The organism is Methylobacterium mesophilicum SR1.6/6, assembly GCF_000364445.2.
Classification (GTDB): Bacteria; Pseudomonadota; Alphaproteobacteria; order Rhizobiales; family Beijerinckiaceae; genus Methylobacterium; species Methylobacterium mesophilicum_A.
In genome coordinates this window covers 3164362-3179579 of the sequence record NZ_CP043538.1, presented here as the reverse complement: position 1 = coordinate 3179579, position 15218 = coordinate 3164362, and the positions used below count along the sequence as shown (strand labels likewise).

At 70.7% G+C, this 15218-nt stretch carries 17 protein-coding genes; 11 read left to right on the top strand and 6 right to left on the bottom strand.

All coding sequences use genetic code 11. The annotated features are described in order from the left end of the window. Window positions 1–48: 48 nt before the first annotated feature. Genes MMSR116_RS15120 through cobJ form a run of 3 tightly spaced genes read left to right on the top strand, consistent with a single transcriptional unit; the run spans window position 49 to window position 2158 of the window. A complete protein-coding gene (locus MMSR116_RS15120; protein ID WP_051072136.1) occupies window positions 49–621 on the top strand; it encodes a precorrin-8X methylmutase in 573 nt (190 codons plus the stop codon). Continuing rightward, window positions 621–1400, top strand: a complete 780-nt coding sequence (locus tag MMSR116_RS15115; RefSeq protein WP_010682280.1) for a precorrin-2 C(20)-methyltransferase — start codon at window positions 621–623, stop codon at window positions 1398–1400. Before MMSR116_RS15120 ends, MMSR116_RS15115 begins: the two co-directional genes overlap by 1 nt. Further along, window positions 1397–2158, top strand: a complete 762-nt coding sequence (gene cobJ, locus MMSR116_RS15110) for a precorrin-3B C(17)-methyltransferase (protein ID WP_010682281.1) — start codon at window positions 1397–1399, stop codon at window positions 2156–2158. Before MMSR116_RS15115 ends, cobJ begins: the two co-directional genes overlap by 4 nt. Here the strand turns inward: cobJ and MMSR116_RS15105 are convergent. Continuing rightward, window positions 2125–2922, bottom strand: a complete 798-nt coding sequence (locus tag MMSR116_RS15105) for a cobalt-precorrin-6A reductase (protein WP_010682282.1) — start codon at window positions 2920–2922, stop codon at window positions 2125–2127. The genes cobJ and MMSR116_RS15105 overlap by 34 nt on opposite strands. Between MMSR116_RS15105 and MMSR116_RS15100 the strand changes: the two genes are divergently transcribed. From MMSR116_RS15100 to MMSR116_RS15085, 4 genes are read left to right on the top strand one after another with little or no spacing between them, the layout of a single operon-like run. Further along, complete coding sequence (locus MMSR116_RS15100) at window positions 2921–4153, top strand: bifunctional cobalt-precorrin-7 (C(5))-methyltransferase/cobalt-precorrin-6B (C(15))-methyltransferase (RefSeq protein ID WP_039892240.1); 1233 nt, start codon at window positions 2921–2923, stop codon at window positions 4151–4153. The two genes, MMSR116_RS15105 and MMSR116_RS15100, sit on opposite strands and share 2 nt — an antisense overlap. Further along, a complete protein-coding gene (locus MMSR116_RS15095; RefSeq protein WP_010682284.1) occupies window positions 4150–4554 on the top strand; it encodes a cobalamin biosynthesis protein in 405 nt (134 codons plus the stop codon). The genes MMSR116_RS15100 and MMSR116_RS15095 overlap by 4 nt, the downstream gene beginning before the upstream one ends. After that, entirely contained in the window at window positions 4551–5327 is a 777-nt protein-coding gene (cobM, locus tag MMSR116_RS15090) for a precorrin-4 C(11)-methyltransferase (RefSeq protein WP_010682285.1), read from the top strand. The genes MMSR116_RS15095 and cobM overlap by 4 nt, the downstream gene beginning before the upstream one ends. After that, window positions 5324–6646, top strand: a complete 1323-nt coding sequence (locus MMSR116_RS15085; protein WP_039892242.1) for a cobyrinate a,c-diamide synthase — start codon at window positions 5324–5326, stop codon at window positions 6644–6646. Before cobM ends, MMSR116_RS15085 begins: the two co-directional genes overlap by 4 nt. A gap of 215 nt (window positions 6647–6861) precedes the next feature. Here the strand turns inward: MMSR116_RS15085 and MMSR116_RS15080 are convergent, their stop codons facing one another. Beyond that, a complete protein-coding gene (locus MMSR116_RS15080; RefSeq protein ID WP_039892533.1) occupies window positions 6862–7266 on the bottom strand; it encodes a helix-turn-helix domain-containing protein in 405 nt (134 codons plus the stop codon). Between the two features lie 371 nt (window positions 7267–7637). Here MMSR116_RS15080 and MMSR116_RS15075 point away from each other — a divergent pair, with 371 nt between their 5' ends. Together MMSR116_RS15075 and MMSR116_RS15070 are read left to right on the top strand one after the other, a co-directional pair. Continuing rightward, a complete protein-coding gene (locus MMSR116_RS15075; protein WP_010682288.1) occupies window positions 7638–7985 on the top strand; it encodes an antibiotic biosynthesis monooxygenase family protein in 348 nt (115 codons plus the stop codon). 356 nt (window positions 7986–8341) lie between these two features. Further along, window positions 8342–9847 (top strand): undecaprenyl-phosphate glucose phosphotransferase, encoded by a 1506-nt coding sequence (locus MMSR116_RS15070; RefSeq protein WP_010682289.1) that lies wholly within the window; start codon window positions 8342–8344, stop codon window positions 9845–9847. A 4-nt stretch (window positions 9848–9851) separates the two neighbouring features. Here the strand turns inward: MMSR116_RS15070 and MMSR116_RS15065 are convergent, their stop codons facing one another. After that, on the bottom strand, window positions 9852–10337 hold the full coding sequence (locus MMSR116_RS15065) for a transcriptional repressor (protein ID WP_039892244.1): 486 nt from the start codon (window positions 10335–10337) through the stop codon (window positions 9852–9854). 263 nt (window positions 10338–10600) lie between these two features. Between MMSR116_RS15065 and MMSR116_RS15060 the strand changes: the two genes are divergently transcribed. Together MMSR116_RS15060 and MMSR116_RS15055 are read left to right on the top strand one after the other, a co-directional pair. Continuing rightward, window positions 10601–11422 (top strand): metal ABC transporter ATP-binding protein, encoded by an 822-nt coding sequence (locus MMSR116_RS15060; RefSeq protein WP_010682291.1) that lies wholly within the window; start codon window positions 10601–10603, stop codon window positions 11420–11422. A 47-nt stretch (window positions 11423–11469) separates the two neighbouring features. Further along, window positions 11470–12294 carry a metal ABC transporter permease gene (locus MMSR116_RS15055; RefSeq protein ID WP_051072137.1) on the top strand — a complete coding sequence of 275 codons (825 nt, stop codon included), beginning with the start codon at window positions 11470–11472 and terminating at the stop codon, window positions 12292–12294. On the opposite strand, the gene MMSR116_RS15050 is transcribed toward MMSR116_RS15055, so the two are convergent. The 3 genes from MMSR116_RS15050 to MMSR116_RS15040 are packed head-to-tail and all read right to left on the bottom strand — an operon-like array spanning window position 12295 to window position 15022. Next, on the bottom strand, window positions 12295–13158 hold the full coding sequence (locus MMSR116_RS15050) for an SDR family oxidoreductase (RefSeq protein WP_010682293.1): 864 nt from the start codon (window positions 13156–13158) through the stop codon (window positions 12295–12297). It lies immediately after the preceding gene. After that, window positions 13155–14300, bottom strand: coding sequence for a tRNA epoxyqueuosine(34) reductase QueG (gene queG / locus MMSR116_RS15045; protein WP_083920193.1), 1146 nt, complete (start codon window positions 14298–14300; stop codon window positions 13155–13157). The genes MMSR116_RS15050 and queG overlap by 4 nt, the downstream gene beginning before the upstream one ends. Before the next feature lie 29 nt (window positions 14301–14329). Then, on the bottom strand, window positions 14330–15022 hold the full coding sequence (locus tag MMSR116_RS15040; protein WP_010682295.1) for a glutathione S-transferase family protein: 693 nt from the start codon (window positions 15020–15022) through the stop codon (window positions 14330–14332). Window positions 15023–15218: the final 196 nt, after the last annotated feature.

Genomic DNA, 15218 nt, shown 5'->3' with positions numbered 1-15218 from the left:
TACGAGTATGTCCGCGACGGCGGCGCGATCTACGCGCGCTCCTTCGCGATGATCCGGGCCGAGGCCGATCTGGCGCGGTGGTCCGGCGCGGCCGAGCGCGTCGTCGTCCGGATGATCCACGCCTGCGGCATGACCGACCTCCCGGCCGACGTGGAGATGTCGCCCGGCTTCGCCGAGGCCGGCGTCGCGGCGCTCGAGGCCGGCGCCCCGATCCTGTGCGATGTCCGCATGGTGGCCGACGGTGTCACCCGGGCGCGCCTGCCGGCCGACAACCGCGTGATCTGCACCCTGGGCGATCCGCGCGTTGCCGATCTGGCGAAGAGCCTCGGCACCACCCGGTCCGCCGCCGCCATGGAGCTGTGGCGCGAGCACCTGCCGGGCAGCGTCGTGGCGGTGGGCAATGCGCCGACCGCCCTGTTCCGCCTGCTGGAGCTGCTGGACGAAGGGCTGGCGCCCCCCGCCGCCGTGATCGGCATCCCGGTCGGCTTCGTCGGCGCCGCGGAATCCAAAGAGGCGCTGGCCCGGGACGGGCGCGTGCCCTTCGTCGTGGTCCACGGCCGCCGCGGCGGCAGCGCCATGACGGCCGCGGCCGTGAACGCTCTGGCCAGCGAGGTCGAGTGATGGACGGGTTCGAACGGCTGGATTCCCCCGCCGAAGAAATTCTAGTCGCGGCCGTCACCGGCACGCTCTACGGCGTCGGGATGGGCCCGGGGGATCCGGAGCTGCTGACCGTGAAGGCGCAGCGCATCCTGCAGTGCGCGCCGGTGCTGGTGCATTTCTGCAAGCGCGGCCGGCGCGGGAACGCCCGCACCATCGCCGACGCGATCCTGCGCGACCCCGCCCGCGAGATGGCGCTGGCCTATCCCTACACCACCGAGATCCATCCCGAGCATCCCGACTACGTCGCGGCGCTCGCGGGCTTCTACGACGATGCGGCGGGGCAGCTCGCCGACCATCTCGGCGCCGGACGCGACGTGGCGATCCTGTCGGAGGGCGATCCGTTCTTCTACGGCTCGTTCATGCACCTGTGGCGGCGCCTGAAGGACCGCTTCCCGGTCGAGGTGGTGCCGGGCGTGACCGGCATGTCCGGCTGCTGGACCCGGGCCGGCACGCCGATCACCTGGGGGGACGACGTCCTCACCGTCCTGCCCGCGACCCTGCCGCTCGCCGCCTTGACGGAGCGCCTGCGGGTCACGGATGCCGCGGTGGTGATGAAGCTCGGCCGCCACCTGCCGAAGGTGCGCGCGGCGCTCGCCGCTGCGGGCGTCCTGGAGCGGGCGATCTACGTTGAGCGCGGCACGATGGCGGGCGAGCGCGTCGTGATGCTGGCCGACAAGGCGGACGACGACGCGCCGTATTTTTCCATGGTCCTGTTGCCGGGCGAGGGGCGGCGGCCTTGAGTGGCAGCCTCGCCGTCATCGGCCTCGGTCCGGGCGACGCCGGCCTGCTGACCGAGTCGGCGCGCCGCGCGCTCGATGCGGCAGAGGATGTCGTCGGCTATTTTCCCTACGTCGCCCGGGTACCGGAGCGTCCGGGCCTGACCCGGCACGCCAGTGACAACCGGGTGGAAGTGGACCGCGCCCGGCACGCCCTGCAGCTTGCCGCCTCCGGGCGCCGGGTGGCGGTGGTCTCGGGGGGCGACCCCGGGGTGTTCGCCATGGCGGCGGCCTTGTTCGAGGCGGTGGAACACGGCGAGCCGGGCTGGCGCGACCTCGCCATCACGGTGGAGCCGGGCATCACCGCGATGCTGGCGGCGGCGGCGCGGCTCGGGGCACCGCTCGGCGGCGATTTCTGCGCGCTGTCGCTGTCGGACAACCTGAAGCCCTGGCCGGTGGTGACCGCCCGCCTGGAGGCGGTGCTGCGCGCCGATCTGGTGATCGCGCTCTACAATCCGATCTCGACCGCCCGGCCCTGGCAGCTGGGCGCCGCCCTGGAGATCGCCGCAGGGATCCGCGCGCCGGACACACCGGTGATGTTCGCCCGCGCGATCAGCCGGCCCGACGAAGCGATCCGCGTCACGACCCTCGCGGAGGCGCGCGCAGTGCCGGCCGACATGGCCACGATGGTGATCCTCGGCGCCTCGACGACGCGGTTGATTCCCCGAACCGGCCGACTGCCTTTCGTCTACACCTCGCGCCGGGTCGAGGGCGCGGCGTGATCGTCGGCATCGAGCCAGCGAAGCGCGGCCGCGCTGTCGACGACGCTCGGAACGTCGGGTTTGTCCGGCCGCCGCACCATGACGACGGGGATCCCGAGGGCGCGCGCCGCCGCGATCTTGCCGTAGGTCGCCGCGCCGCCGGAATTCTTGCTCACCAGGATCTCGGTGCCGGCCTCGCGCATCAGCGCGGCCTCGGCCTCCGCGTCGAAGGGTCCCCGCGCCGCGATGGTGGTGAGATGCGGCACGCGCAGCACGTCCCGGAGCGGTTCGACCGCCCGCGCGAGATAGGCGTGCTGCGGCGCGGCCGCGAAGGCGGCGGCTTCCTGGCGGCCGATCGTCAGGAACACCCGGCGCGGCCGCGAACCGAGGGCGGCGACGGCCGCCTCCACGCTGCCGACCGCGATCCAACGATCGCCGGGCACCGGGGTCCAGGCCGGACGGCGGATCGCGAGGAGCGGCACCCCCGCCCGTGCTGCCGCGCGCGCGGCATTGGCCGACATGGCGGCGGCGAAGGGATGGGTCGCGTCGATCAGGCGCCCGATCGCCTCGTCGTGCAGGTACCGCGCGAGACCGTCGGCGCCGCCGAAGCCGCCCGCCCGCGTCGGTACGGGCTCTGCCTTCGGCGCGGCGGTGCGCCCGGCCAGCGACAGCATCACGGACAGGTCGCCACGCCCCGCCAGCGCCCGCACCAGGGCGCTCGCCTCGCCGGTCCCGCCGAGGATCAGGATTCGCTTGTCGCGCCGCATCATGGGCGCTTTGTCCATGAGCGGTGAGCCCCTGTCGAGCGCCGGTTCGCGTACCCCGTGGCTGTCGATCGTCGGTATCGGCGAGGACGGTCGGGCCGGACTGAGCCAAGCCGCGACGGCCGCGCTCGATGCCGCCCGCGTGGTCTATGGCGGGCGTCGCCATCTGTCCCTCGCGGGCCCGCTCGCGGCGGAGACGCGGCCCTGGCCGAGCCCGATCCACGAGGCCTATCCGGAGATCCTCGCCGGAAGGGGCGAGCCCACATGCATCCTGGCGACCGGCGATCCGTTTCACTACGGGATCGGCGCCGAGATTGCCCGGCTGGTGCCACCGGCGGAATTTCGCGCCTTCCCGCAACCCTCGGCCTTCACCCTCGCCTGCGCGCGCCTCGGCTGGCCCCTGGCGGAGTGCGGCCTCGTCACCCTGCACGGCCGGGCGCTGACCCGGATCGTGCCGCACCTGCAGCCGGCCGCCCGGCTGCTGGTCCTGTCCTGGGACGGCGCAACCCCGGCGGCGCTCGCGGGGCTGCTCCGCGAGCGGGGCTTCGGCGCCTCGACCCTGACGGTCCTCGAAGCCATGGGCGGCCCCCGCGAACAGGTCCGCGCGGCGCGCGCGGAAGACTTCAACCTCGGAGCCATCGACGCCCTCAACACGGTCGCGGTCGCCGTTTCGGGTGACGGCCCTGCCCTCCCCCTCGCGCCGGGCCTCGACGATGACCTCTTCGAGAATGACGGGCAGCTCACCAAGGCCGAGATCCGCGCCCTCACCCTGGCGGCCCTGCGCCCGCATCCGGGACTGCATCTCTGGGACATCGGGGCCGGCGCCGGCTCGATCGGCATCGAGTGGATGCTGCGCCATCCGAGCCTGCGCACCACGGCGATCGAGGCGCGGCCCGACCGCGCCGAGCGCGTCCGGCGCAACGCCGGGACGCTGGGCGTCCCGGACCTGTCCGTGGTGGTCGGCGCGGCACCCGACGCCCTCGCGGGCCTTGAGATTCCCGACGCGGTGTTCATCGGCGGCGGCGTCTCGGAGCCCGGCCTGCTGCCGGCGGCTCTGGGCGCCCTCCGGTCCGGCGGACGGTGCGTCGCCAACGCGGTCACCCTCCAGGGCGAGGCCGCGTTGCTGGCCGCCTTCGCGGCGCAGGGCGGCACCCTGCGGCGCTTCGCGGTCGACCGGGCGAGTCCGGTCGGCGGCCTGCACGGTTGGCGGCCCGCCATGCCGGTGACGCAGTGGGCCTGGACGAAGCCATGACGGGCGCCGTGGTCGCCGGCATCGGGTTTCGCCGCAGCACCGGTGCCGATGAGATCGTGGCGCTCATCGTCCGCGCCCTCGGCCTCGTCGGAGCCGATGAATCCGACCTCGCCGTCGTCGCCACCGCGGCCGACCGGGCCGTCGAGCCGGCGATCCGCGACGCTGCGGCCTCCTTCGGCCTGTCACCCTGCCCCGTCGCCGCAGAGGCGCTGGAGGCCCGAGACGGGCAGGTCGTGACCCGCTCAGCGCGAATCGAGGGTCTGCGCGGCGTCGGCTCCCTGGCGGAAGCGGCGGCGCTGGCCGCTGCCGGGCCGGAAAGCCGTCTCGCCCTGCCCCGCATCGCGAGTTCCGGCGCGACCTGCGCGCTCGCTGTCCGTCCGACACCGAACCTCGAGCCATGACCGTCCACTTCATCGGCGCCGGCCCCGGCGCGGCCGACCTCATCACCGTGCGCGGGCGCGACCGCATCGCGGGCTGCCCGGTCTGCCTCTACGCGGGATCCCTGGTCGCCCCCGAGATCCTCGGCTGGTGCCCGCCGGGGGCGCGGATCGTCGACACGGCGCCCCTCGACCTCGACGCGATCATGGCGGAGATCGCGGCTGCCCACGCCAACGGGGAGGACGTGGCGCGGCTGCATTCCGGCGATCTGTCGATCTGGAGCGCCCTGGCCGAGCAGATGCGCCGGCTCGACGCCCTCGGCATCCCCTACACGGTCACACCCGGCGTCCCGGCCTTCGCGGCCGCCGCCGCCCTGTTGCGGCGCGAGCTGACCGTGCCGGGCGTCGCGCAATCCGTCGTCCTGACGCGCACCTCCGGCCGGGCGAGCGCCATGCCGGAGCGCGAGACCCTGGCGGCCTTCGCGGCCACCGGCGCGACGCTGGCGATCCATCTCTCGATCCACGTGGTCAGGACCGTCGCGGCCACGCTGATCCCCTTCTACGGCCCGTCCTGCCCGGCGGCGGCGGTGTTCCGCGCCTCCTGGCCGGACGAGCGCGTGCTGACGGGCGAACTCGCCGCCCTGCCCGGGCTGGTCGCGGAGGCGGGCCTGGAGCGCACCGCGCTGATCCTCGTCGGGCCGGCGCTGGGGGCCGAAACTTACCGGGAGAGCGCGCTCTACGCCGCCGATTACGACCGGCGCTACCGTCCGGGCGGCGCTGTCGGGGGCGGCGCGTGAGCGCCCGCGGGATCCTCGTCGCGGCGCCGCGGTCGAGCTCCGGCAAGACCACGGTGGCGCTGGCGCTGATGCGCGCCCTCGCCCGCCGGGGGCTGCGCGTGCGCGGCGCCAAATGCGGGCCGGACTACATCGATCCAGCCTTCCACCACGCCGCGACCGGGCTGCCGAGCTTCAACCTCGACAGCTTCGCCATGGCGACGCCGCTCCTCGATGCCCTCGCCGGCGCGACGACCGCGGAGGCCGACATCGTCGTCGCCGAGGGATCCATGGGCCTGTTCGACGGCGTGCGGGCGGCCGAGAGCCGCACCGGCGCCAACGCCGACATCGCGGCCCGCTACGGCTGGCCCGTCGTGCTGGTCGTGGACGTCTCCGGCGCGGCGCAGTCGGCCGCCGCGGTCGCCCTCGGGTGCAGGCTCTACGACCCGCGGGTGACGATCGCCGGGGTCATCCTCAACAAGGTTGCGAGCGCGCGCCATCGCCGCCTCGTCGAGGCCGGCATGGAGCGCGCGGGCCTGCCGGTCCTCGGTGCCCTGATGCGGGACGCGCAGCTCGTCCTGCCCGAGCGTCACCTCGGTCTCGTCCAGGCCGGCGAGACGAGCGATCTGGAAGCGCGGCTCGACCGCTTGGCCGAGCTCGCGGAGGCGGGAATCGATCTCGACGCCGTGACCGCCTGCGCGGGCGGCTCCGTGCCGGCCTCCACGGGATCGCTGCCGCCGCCGCCGGGACAACGCATCGCCGTGGCGCGCGATGCAGCCTTCAGCTTCCTCTACCCGCATCAAGCGGCTGGCTGGCGAGAGGCCGGCGCCGACCTCATCCCGTTCTCGCCGCTGGCCGACGAAGCGCCGCCGGAGGACTGCGACGTCTGCTGGTTGCCCGGCGGATATCCGGAGCTGCACGCAGGCCGGCTCGCGGCGGCGTCACGGTTCCTCGACGGACTGCGCAGCTTCGCGCGAACGCGCCCGATCCACGGCGAGTGCGGCGGCTACATGGTGCTCGGCCGGACGCTGGAGGATGCCGAGGGCGCGGCGCACCTCATGGCGGGCTTGCTCCCGGTGGAGACGTCGTATCGCCGCCGCAAGCTCCATCTCGGGTACCGCGTGGCGCGACTCTGCGGCGACGGTCTCCTCGGCCTGCGCGGCGCACGCCTCGTCGGACACGAATTCCACTACGCGAGTGAGCTGTCGGCCGCTCCGTCCGAGGCGGAGGCCCTCGCCCGGGTGACGGACGCGGAAGGCACCGATCTCGGTTTCGCGGGCCACCGTGTCGGTACGGTCTCGGGGAGCTTCTTCCACCTCATCGCCGCGGATGGGCCACCCTGACGACAGGATAGGTTCGTGCGAATGACCGGAAACGCCCGTCGTCGCACGCGCGACGTCCGGTCAGCCCCCAATCATCGAGATCGGCGTGTGTCTGCGGCTCGGGAAGAAGTGATCCCGGAATTGGGCCGCTGACTGTGAGCCTGCTCCCGATGTGTTCTCTCGCAGCTCGCGACGAGGCGCTTCGTTTGAAATACCGCCGGGAGCAGCGATCGCCGTCAAGCCGGATCGACGGGTAATGCGCCGCGAACCTGCGCGAGGCGCGCGGCACTGCGGACGAGGGCCAGCACGTCCCGCCGCATTTGTTCGTCCTCGATCTGCGCGTACGCGCGCAGCAACTCGATAGCTCCGTGGGCGCTCAGGAAGCCGAACACGTCTTCCTGGGTCTTCTCGCGCGTCTCGCTCTCCTCGAAGAACGCCGATACCGGCACTTCGAGCAGGCGGGCGATCTCGCGCAGGCGCCCGGCTCCGACCCGGTTCTGGCCCTTCTCGTATTTTTGAACCTGCTGGAAGGTCACGCCGACCGCGTTGCCCAGCGCGGTCTGGCTCATGCCCCGCGCCTTCCGCAGCGCTGTGATACGGATCCCGACCAAACGATCAACGTCGGTGGTCTGCTTCGGCATCGTCTGACCGATCGGGTCCTTCACGGAAGATTGGACTGCGTCCTGCTGCGAACGCGATGTTTTCGCCTCGCCGTCGCGCTGCTTCACCGTCCGCCCCTACGTCCTATGCCGTACAAGTGTATCGCACGACCCAAGAGCTGGCAGCCCGCTTTCGGGCCACCTCAAGCCGTCCGACAGTAGGACACCAAGTTGTCAAGCTTCGCAAGTCAATGATTACACCTTCTAGTTTAAGCGCACACAACTTTGCAACATTGTTGCTGAAATGTCGATGTACGAACTCTGCGCGGATTCTTCGACTGCGCCGTGTCGCCGCGCCGTGGTCGCCTTCGCGCCAGCCGGCTTGTAGGGTCGTCGCTTCGAAGGAGATGTGCATGTTCATCGCGATGAATCGGTTCAAGGTCGTCAAGGACGCGACTGCGGACTTTGAGGCCGTGTGGCTCGGCCGTGACAGCCATCTTGGCGAGATGGAGGGCTTCGTCGAATTCCACCTCCTCCGCGGGCCCGAGCACGAGGATCACGTCCTGTACGCGTCGCACACGATCTGGCGGACACGGGCCGACTTCGAAGCCTGGACCCGGTCCGAACAGTTCCGGAAAGCGCATGGCCGCGTTCCCACGACCAAGCCGCTCTACCTGGGCCATCCGCAGTTCGAGGGCTTCGAGGCGATCCAGACCGTCGGGGGCGCCAGCGACGCGCAGCGGCGGGCGGAGGCGGTCTGAGTCTCACTCTCGCGCCGGAGGGACCGATCGGCCCCGTCCGGCGCGAGGCGTCATCGGCGGGCCGACGCGCACCGGTTGTAGATCTTCAGAAGCATCGCGCCTGAATTGCTATGGGCCACACATACCACGCTCAGCCTGCCTAAGATCCTCGAGGCTGCGCGTCGAGGATTCACTCAGCAACAATCGCCTTATTGCGGGATTCCATAGACCGTACTAGCTGACACCGTTCTTGAGCCGACCAGACAGCGATTCTTCGAGGCCCGCCGCTTGCTCCGTCGCTTGCATCGGCCGGCCCTGAAACCTTTCCTGTTTCAGACTGGTACATAGTCCGATCAGAACGGGACTTGGCGCGCCAGATGTTTCACGAACGGCTCCCGGAAACGTTCCAGGTTCTCCCGAACGCGGCCGAACGCCGTCGCGACGTGTGGTCGGCCCTGATGCCGCGCCGCGGCCAGGCAGTCGCTCGGATCGCCCTCTCGGCGGCGCTGGCAGCCGCCGACATCGCGACGATCGTGGCGATCACCCTGACTCTGGAGCTGAGCTATCATTGCGTCTGGGAGGACGGCTCGGCCTGGGCCAACGGGCTGCGCGGCCTGCGGCTCTCGGCGCTGCTGAGCCTCGTCATCGTCGCCACGAACGCGTTGCGTGCGGAGTACAACCTCGACAACGCGATGACGCAGAAGAGCAATCCGCAGCGGACGATCTCACTGTGGTTCCTGGCCTGGGCGGTCGTCCTCGTCGTCAGCTTCATGACGAAGACCACGAACGACTACTCCCGCATCGTTTCCTTCGGCATCTTCTGCCTCGGCTTGCCGGCTCTGGTTCTCACGCGGGCCGCCATGGTCCGCCTCGTGCGGCGGAGCCTGAGCGCCGGATCGACTTCGGCGAGCCGGGTGCATCTCGTCGGCTACGAGGAGGATATCGCCCGGTTCTACGCGGGCAACGAGGCCGACCACCTCGGACTCCGGATCGTGGGAACCAGCTACCTGCGCCGCGTCGATCCGGGCGCCGACACGGCCGCTCGGCATGACCAGTTACAAGAGGATTTGGACCTCGCGGTCTCGGTCGTCCGCTTCCTGCGGCCGGACGACGTGTTCGTTCTGGTGCCGTGGACGGACGCCGCCGAGGTCGAGCGTTGCATCGACGCGTTCCTGCGCGTGCCCTCGGCGCTGCATCTGCGGCCCGGCGCCGTCCTCGACCGGTTTCCAGATCTGCAGGTTACCCGGGTCGGTGGCGTCTCGGGCATCAACATCGGCAGGCGCCCGCTGAATCTGGGCGAGGTTCTGGTGAAGCGCGCGCTAGACCTGATCGTGGCGACGATCGCCCTGGTGGCGCTTTCGCCGCTGCTCGCGTTGATCGCCCTGGCGATCAAGCTCGACAGCCCGGGGCCGGTTTTCTTCCGTCAGAAGCGCTACGGCTTCAACCAGCAGCCGTTCGGTGTGTTCAAGTTCCGTTCGATGCGCGCGGATGCCGGCGCCGCATTCCGGCAGGCGACACGCAACGACAACCGCATCACCCAGGTCGGCGCCCTCCTCCGGCGGACCAACCTCGACGAGCTGCCACAGCTCATCAACGTCCTGCGGGGGGAGATGTCGCTGGTGGGACCCCGCCCGCACGCCCTCGCCCACGACCGCAGCTTCGAGCGGCGGATCGCCCTTTACGCGCGCCGCCACAACGTGCGGCCCGGCATCACCGGATGGGCGCAAGTGAATGGCTATCGCGGCGAGACTCAGACCGATCTCGCCATGGAGCGGCGCGTCGCCTGTGACCTGCATTACATCGACAATTGGTCGATCTGGTTCGACATCCAGATCATGATCCAGACCGTGATCTCGCGCCGCGCCTACCGGAACGCGTTCTGAGGCGTCAGGGCACCCGCTTCAGCTCGCGGCAGGTGCCACAATCGCCCTCGACCTCAAGGATGCTGTGGACCGGCGTGAAACCGGCCCGCTCCAGCGTCCGCCCGAGACCGCCCTCAACGTCCTCCGTAGACGCCTCGTCGACGCCACCGCAGGTGCGACAGATGAGAAAGATCACGCCCTCGCCCGGGGCGTGGCCGTGGGCGCAGGGAATAAACGCGTTGCGGCTGGCGATCCGGTGCACCAGACCCTGCTCCATCAGGAAGTCGAGGGCGCGGTAAACGGAGACCGGGGCGACGCGCTTGCCCGGCGCGCTGAGGCGCTCGGCGATGTCGTAGGCGCCCTGGGCTTTGCCGGAGACCGACACGGCCTCCAAAACCTCGCGGCGCAACGGCGTGAACTGCAGCCCGCGCTCCCGGCAGATCGTCTCCGCGCGCGCGAGCATGTCATCGGCGCCCGCGTGGCACGCGTCGTGACCCTCGTGGCGGTGCATGATGTCTCCAACGGACAGATCCGCAGGTTGTCCCGCGGGTTTGTTACAGTGTATCACCGCCGCCCCGGACCGCACCAGTACCAGCTGCCCTGCACGGTCCCCGCGCCGGCACGAACGCGCGATGAGGACGCCTTGCCCCGCAGACAGAGCCCGACACGAGTGGCCGCGCCCTCCCTGTTCCGCAGCGGGGTCGGGCCGCGCCTAGCCTTGGCGGGGGCGTTCTCGGCCCTCGTCTGGCTGACCATCGCGTGGGCGCTGGCCATATGACTCCGCAGCACGCCCCGATCCGCCTCGTCGGACTGACCCTGGGCTATGACCGCCACCCCGCGGTCCACCACCTCGACGGGACCGTTCAGGCGGGGGACCTGCTGGCGCTGGTGGGCCCGAACGGCGCGGGCAAGTCGACCCTCCTGAAAGGCATGGTGGGCGAGATCCGTTGCCTGGAAGGGCGCGTCGAGCGGGCGGGCGCCATCGCCTACATGCCGCAGGCCGACGAGATCGACCGAAGCTTCCCGCTGAGCGTCCTGGACCTGGCCGGCATGGGGCTCTGGCAGCGTGCGGGCGCGTGGCGCAGCCTGAACCGGCACCGTCCAGCGATTGAGACCGCCCTCGCGGCGGTCGGCCTCGAAGGCTTCGAGTCGCGGCCGATCGGGACCCTTTCAGGCGGCCAGTTCCGCCGGGCACTCTTCGCGCGTCTGATCCTGCAGGATTGCCCCGTGGTGCTTCTCGACGAGCCCTTCACCGGAATCGACGCCCGCACGGTGGAGGATCTGCTGGCGCTGCTGCGCCACTGGCACGCCGAAGGCCGAACCGTGGTGGCCGCTCTCCACGACCTGTCCCAGGTGCGCGCGCATTTCCCCAGCACCCTGCTCCTCGCCCGCGAGCCGGTGGCCTGGGGTCAGACCGCGCGGGTGCTGACGCCCGAGAATCTCGCCCGTGCGCGCAGCCTTTCGGAGGCCTGGGACGAGGACGCGGCGATCTGCGCCGGGCCGCATGCGAGCGCCGGTCATGCGCACGAACACGCCCCGGGACAGGCTCACGACCACGGTCCGGGCAACCACCATCACCATGAGGACGCCGCGTGATCGAGCCGCTCGGGTCGCTGGTCTCGCCTTTCGTGGAATTCGGCTTCATGCGCCGGGCGTTGGCCGGCTGCTTGGCCCTGTCGGTGTCGGCGCCCCCGATCGGCGTGTTCCTGACGCTACGCCGGATGAGCTTGATGAGCGACGCGATGAGCCACGCGATCCTGCCGGGCGCCGCTGCCGGCTTCTTGGTCGCGGGCCTGTCGCTTCCGGCGATGACGCTGGGCGGCCTCGTCGCCGGCCTTGCGGTGGCGCTGCTCGCTGGCGCTGTGACCCGTGCCACGGTGGTGCGCGAGGATGCCAACCTCGCGGCCTTCTATCTGATCTCGCTGGCGGCAGGCGTGTTGCTGGTGTCGCTGCGCGGTTCGCAGATCGACCTCATGCACTTCCTGTTCGGCTCGGTCCTGGCCCTGGACGACGACGCCCTGACGCTCCTCGGCGGGATCAGCACCCTGACCCTCGTGGTCCTCGCCCTGATCTTTCGGCCGCTCGTGATGGAATGCGTCGACCCGCTATTCCTGCGCACCGTGAGCCGCGGCGGCGGACCGGTGCATCTCGTCTTCCTCGCCCTGGTGGTGGTCAACCTCGTCGGCGGGTTCCAGGCCCTCGGGACGCTCCTGGCGGTCGGCCTGATGCTGCTCCCGGCGGTGGCGGCTCGGTTCTGGGCTCGCGATCTCGGCGGCCTGATCCCGGTTTCGATGCTGATCGCCGCGATCGCCAGCGTGGCGGGCTTGAGCCTGTCCTACCAGTTTGACCTGCCGAGCGGCCCGGCCATCGTACTGGCGGCCGGAACCCTCTACCTCGCCTCCATGCTGGCGGGCCCACAGGACGGCCTGCTCCGCCGCCTGGGACGACCGCGGCACCTCGAAGCCTGATCAGGGCTGATCTTTCAGCGCCGCCAGCCCCTCACGGTAGGTCGGATAGGTGAGATCCACGCCGAGTTCGTCCCGGATCAGCCGGTTTCGGACGCGCTTGTTCTCGCCGTAGAAGCTTCGCGCCATAGGCGAGAGGTCGGCCGTCTCGAAGTCGATCTCCGGTGGCAGCGGCAAGCCGGTCAGGGCGGCGGCGTGCTCGGTTACGGTCTGCGGCGCCGTCGGCTCGTCGTCGGTGACGTTGTAGATGGCGCCGGCCCGCGGCCGGTCGATCGAGGCCAGCAGGGTAGTGGCGATGTCGTCCACGTGGATGCGGTTGAAGACCTGGCCCGCCTTGATAATCCGCTGGGAGCGGCCTTCGCGCAGCTTCACGATCGGGTTGCGCCCCGGCCCATAGATCCCAGACAGCCGGAACACCTGCACGGCCTTGCCGGCCCGCGCTCCGAGAGCGAGCCATGCCGCCTCGGCGTCCAGCCGGACCTTCGAGCGGGCGCTGCGCGGGATGGCCGGCGTCGCCTCGTCGATCCAGGCGCCGCCCTGGTCGCCGTAGACACCGATCGTCGAGAGGTAACCGATCCAGCCGATCCGGCTCACCGTGATGGCGTCAGAATACCGGGCGAGCACCGGGTCGCCGTCCTCGCCGGGGGGCGCCGAGATGAGCAACACATCGGTGTCGGCGAGGTCTTCGGCGATGCCCGGATCATCCGCTTCCGGGCCGAAGGCGCGCAGAGTGAAGCCCGTCTCGGAGGCGAGCCGCGCCGCGGCGGCGGGATCGGTGACGGTGGCGCGGACGCGCCCGAACCGGTTGCGCGCCCGCTCGGCGAAGCGGCGACCGGTGAAGCCCAGACCGAAGATGAAGACGTTCATGCGGCGGATGTCTCGTCCGCCCACGGTTCCGTCAAGCCGGCGGCGGCGCGCCATTCCGCGCGAACGTGGGGATCGGCCTCGCCCGGCCCGTAGCGGCGGTGCAGGGCGCGGACGACTTCCGGCTCCAGCAGCTGGCCGCAGGCCCAGACCGCCATGCCTCGCACCAGCGACGAGTCGTCCGCGAGACGCGCGATGGCCGGGTCCGCGAGATCCCGCGCACCGGAATTGCCGACGGCGATCATCACGTTGCGCAGGAACCGGTCCCGCCCCGTCCGTTTCACTGGCGTCCCGGCGAACAGGCTGCGGAAGGCGGCGTCGTCCAGGGCCGCGAGATCCGCAAGAGGGGGCGCATCCAGCTCCACCCGAGCGGCCAGACGCGTCTCGGCGGAGGTGCGGGCGAACTTGTTCCAGGGGCAGACGGCGAGGCAGTCGTCGCAGCCGAAGACGCGATTGCCGATCGCGGGGCGGAACCCGACGGGAATCGGGCCAGCGTATTCGATGGTCAGGTACGAGATGCAGCGCCGCGCATCGAGGCGGTAGGGCGCAGGGAACGCGTCGGTGGGACAAATATCCAGGCACGCGCGGCACGAGCCGCAATGGTCGCGCCCGGACACGTCGGGCTCGAACTCCGCGCTGGTGTAGATCGCCCCGAGGAGTAGCCAATTGCCGTGCGCGCGGGAGATCAGCACCGTATGCTTGCCCTGCCAGCCGAGCCCGGCCGCCTCCGCGAGGGTCTTCTCCATCACTGGAGCGGTGTCACAGAAGACCTTTACGCGCACGTCGCCCTTGGCCGACAAATAGCCGCCAAGCTCCTTGAGCTTCCCCTTCAAAACCTCGTGATAGTCGCGCCGCTGTGCGTACGCGGCGACCGCGCCTCGATCCTTCAGCGCCACGAGCGCCAGCGGATCGTTCTCGGGACGATAGTTCATCGCGACGACCACGATGCTGCGCAGGCCCGGCCAAAGGCCGGTCGGGCGAGCGCGCTGGTCGGCGCGCTCGCTCATCCAGTCCATCGTGCCGTGAGCGCCCTCAGCGAGCCAAGCCGAGAGCCGGCCCGGCAGGTCTGGCAGACGGTCGGGCCGCGTGACGCGCAGGCCGCAGAAGCCGAGATCGCGGGCTCGGGCCTCCAAGAGCCGGCGCAGGTCGGCGCCGTGATAGATCCGTCGCTGTTTCAGAAATCGAGATCCGCGTAGTGAGCAGCCGGAGCCATCCCCGGCACCCGGTCGGCGAGCAGGCCGCGGAACGAGGGTCGCGATTTGATCCGGGCATACCAATTTCGCGCCATCTCGTCCTCGTCCCAGGGGACGTCGCCGAGATAGTCGACGCAGGAGAGATGGGCGGCCGCAGCGAGATCGGCATAGGTCAGGTTGTCGCCGGCGACCCAACGGCGGCGCGCAATCAGGTAGCCGATATACTTGAGATGGTAGCGCACGTTGGTGCGCGCGGCGCGGATCGCGTTCATGTCGGGCGGGCCGCCGCCCTCGCGGGCCGCCATGAAGCGTTTCGAGATCTTCTCGTTGACGAGGTAGCCGGTCACCTCGGAATCGAACTTGACCAGGAACCAGTCGAGCAAGCGCCGCACCTCGACCCGGTCCACCGTCTCGTCGGGCATCATTCGCCGGCCCGAAAGGCCGAGGCCGCGGGTCTCGTCGAGATACTCGGCGATCACGCCCGCGCCCGGGATGACGAGTCCGCTCTGCTCCAGCAGCACGGGCGTCGTCCCCGCCGGGTTGATCAGCAGGAAGTCGTCACGGTGCTCCCAGGGCCGTTCCTCGAACAGCGTCGGCTCCATGCCCATCTCGGCGAGTACGAGACGGATGAACCGGGAATTCGCGCAGAAGGGAAAGTGGTAGAGCGTTGCCATCGAGGCCGTAGGAGCGGTTCGGTCTGACGGCGCGGCCGGTCCGCGCGGTCGATCCAGACGCACGGGACTCCGGCGCGCAGGACTTCGGACCGAGCGTTATTGCCCGACCGTTGCCGAGCCCTTAACACGCGCAGCCGGCTCCGGTAACCGCCCGTCAACCCTGATGGGCGAAGGCACCGGGACAGTATTGGATCGG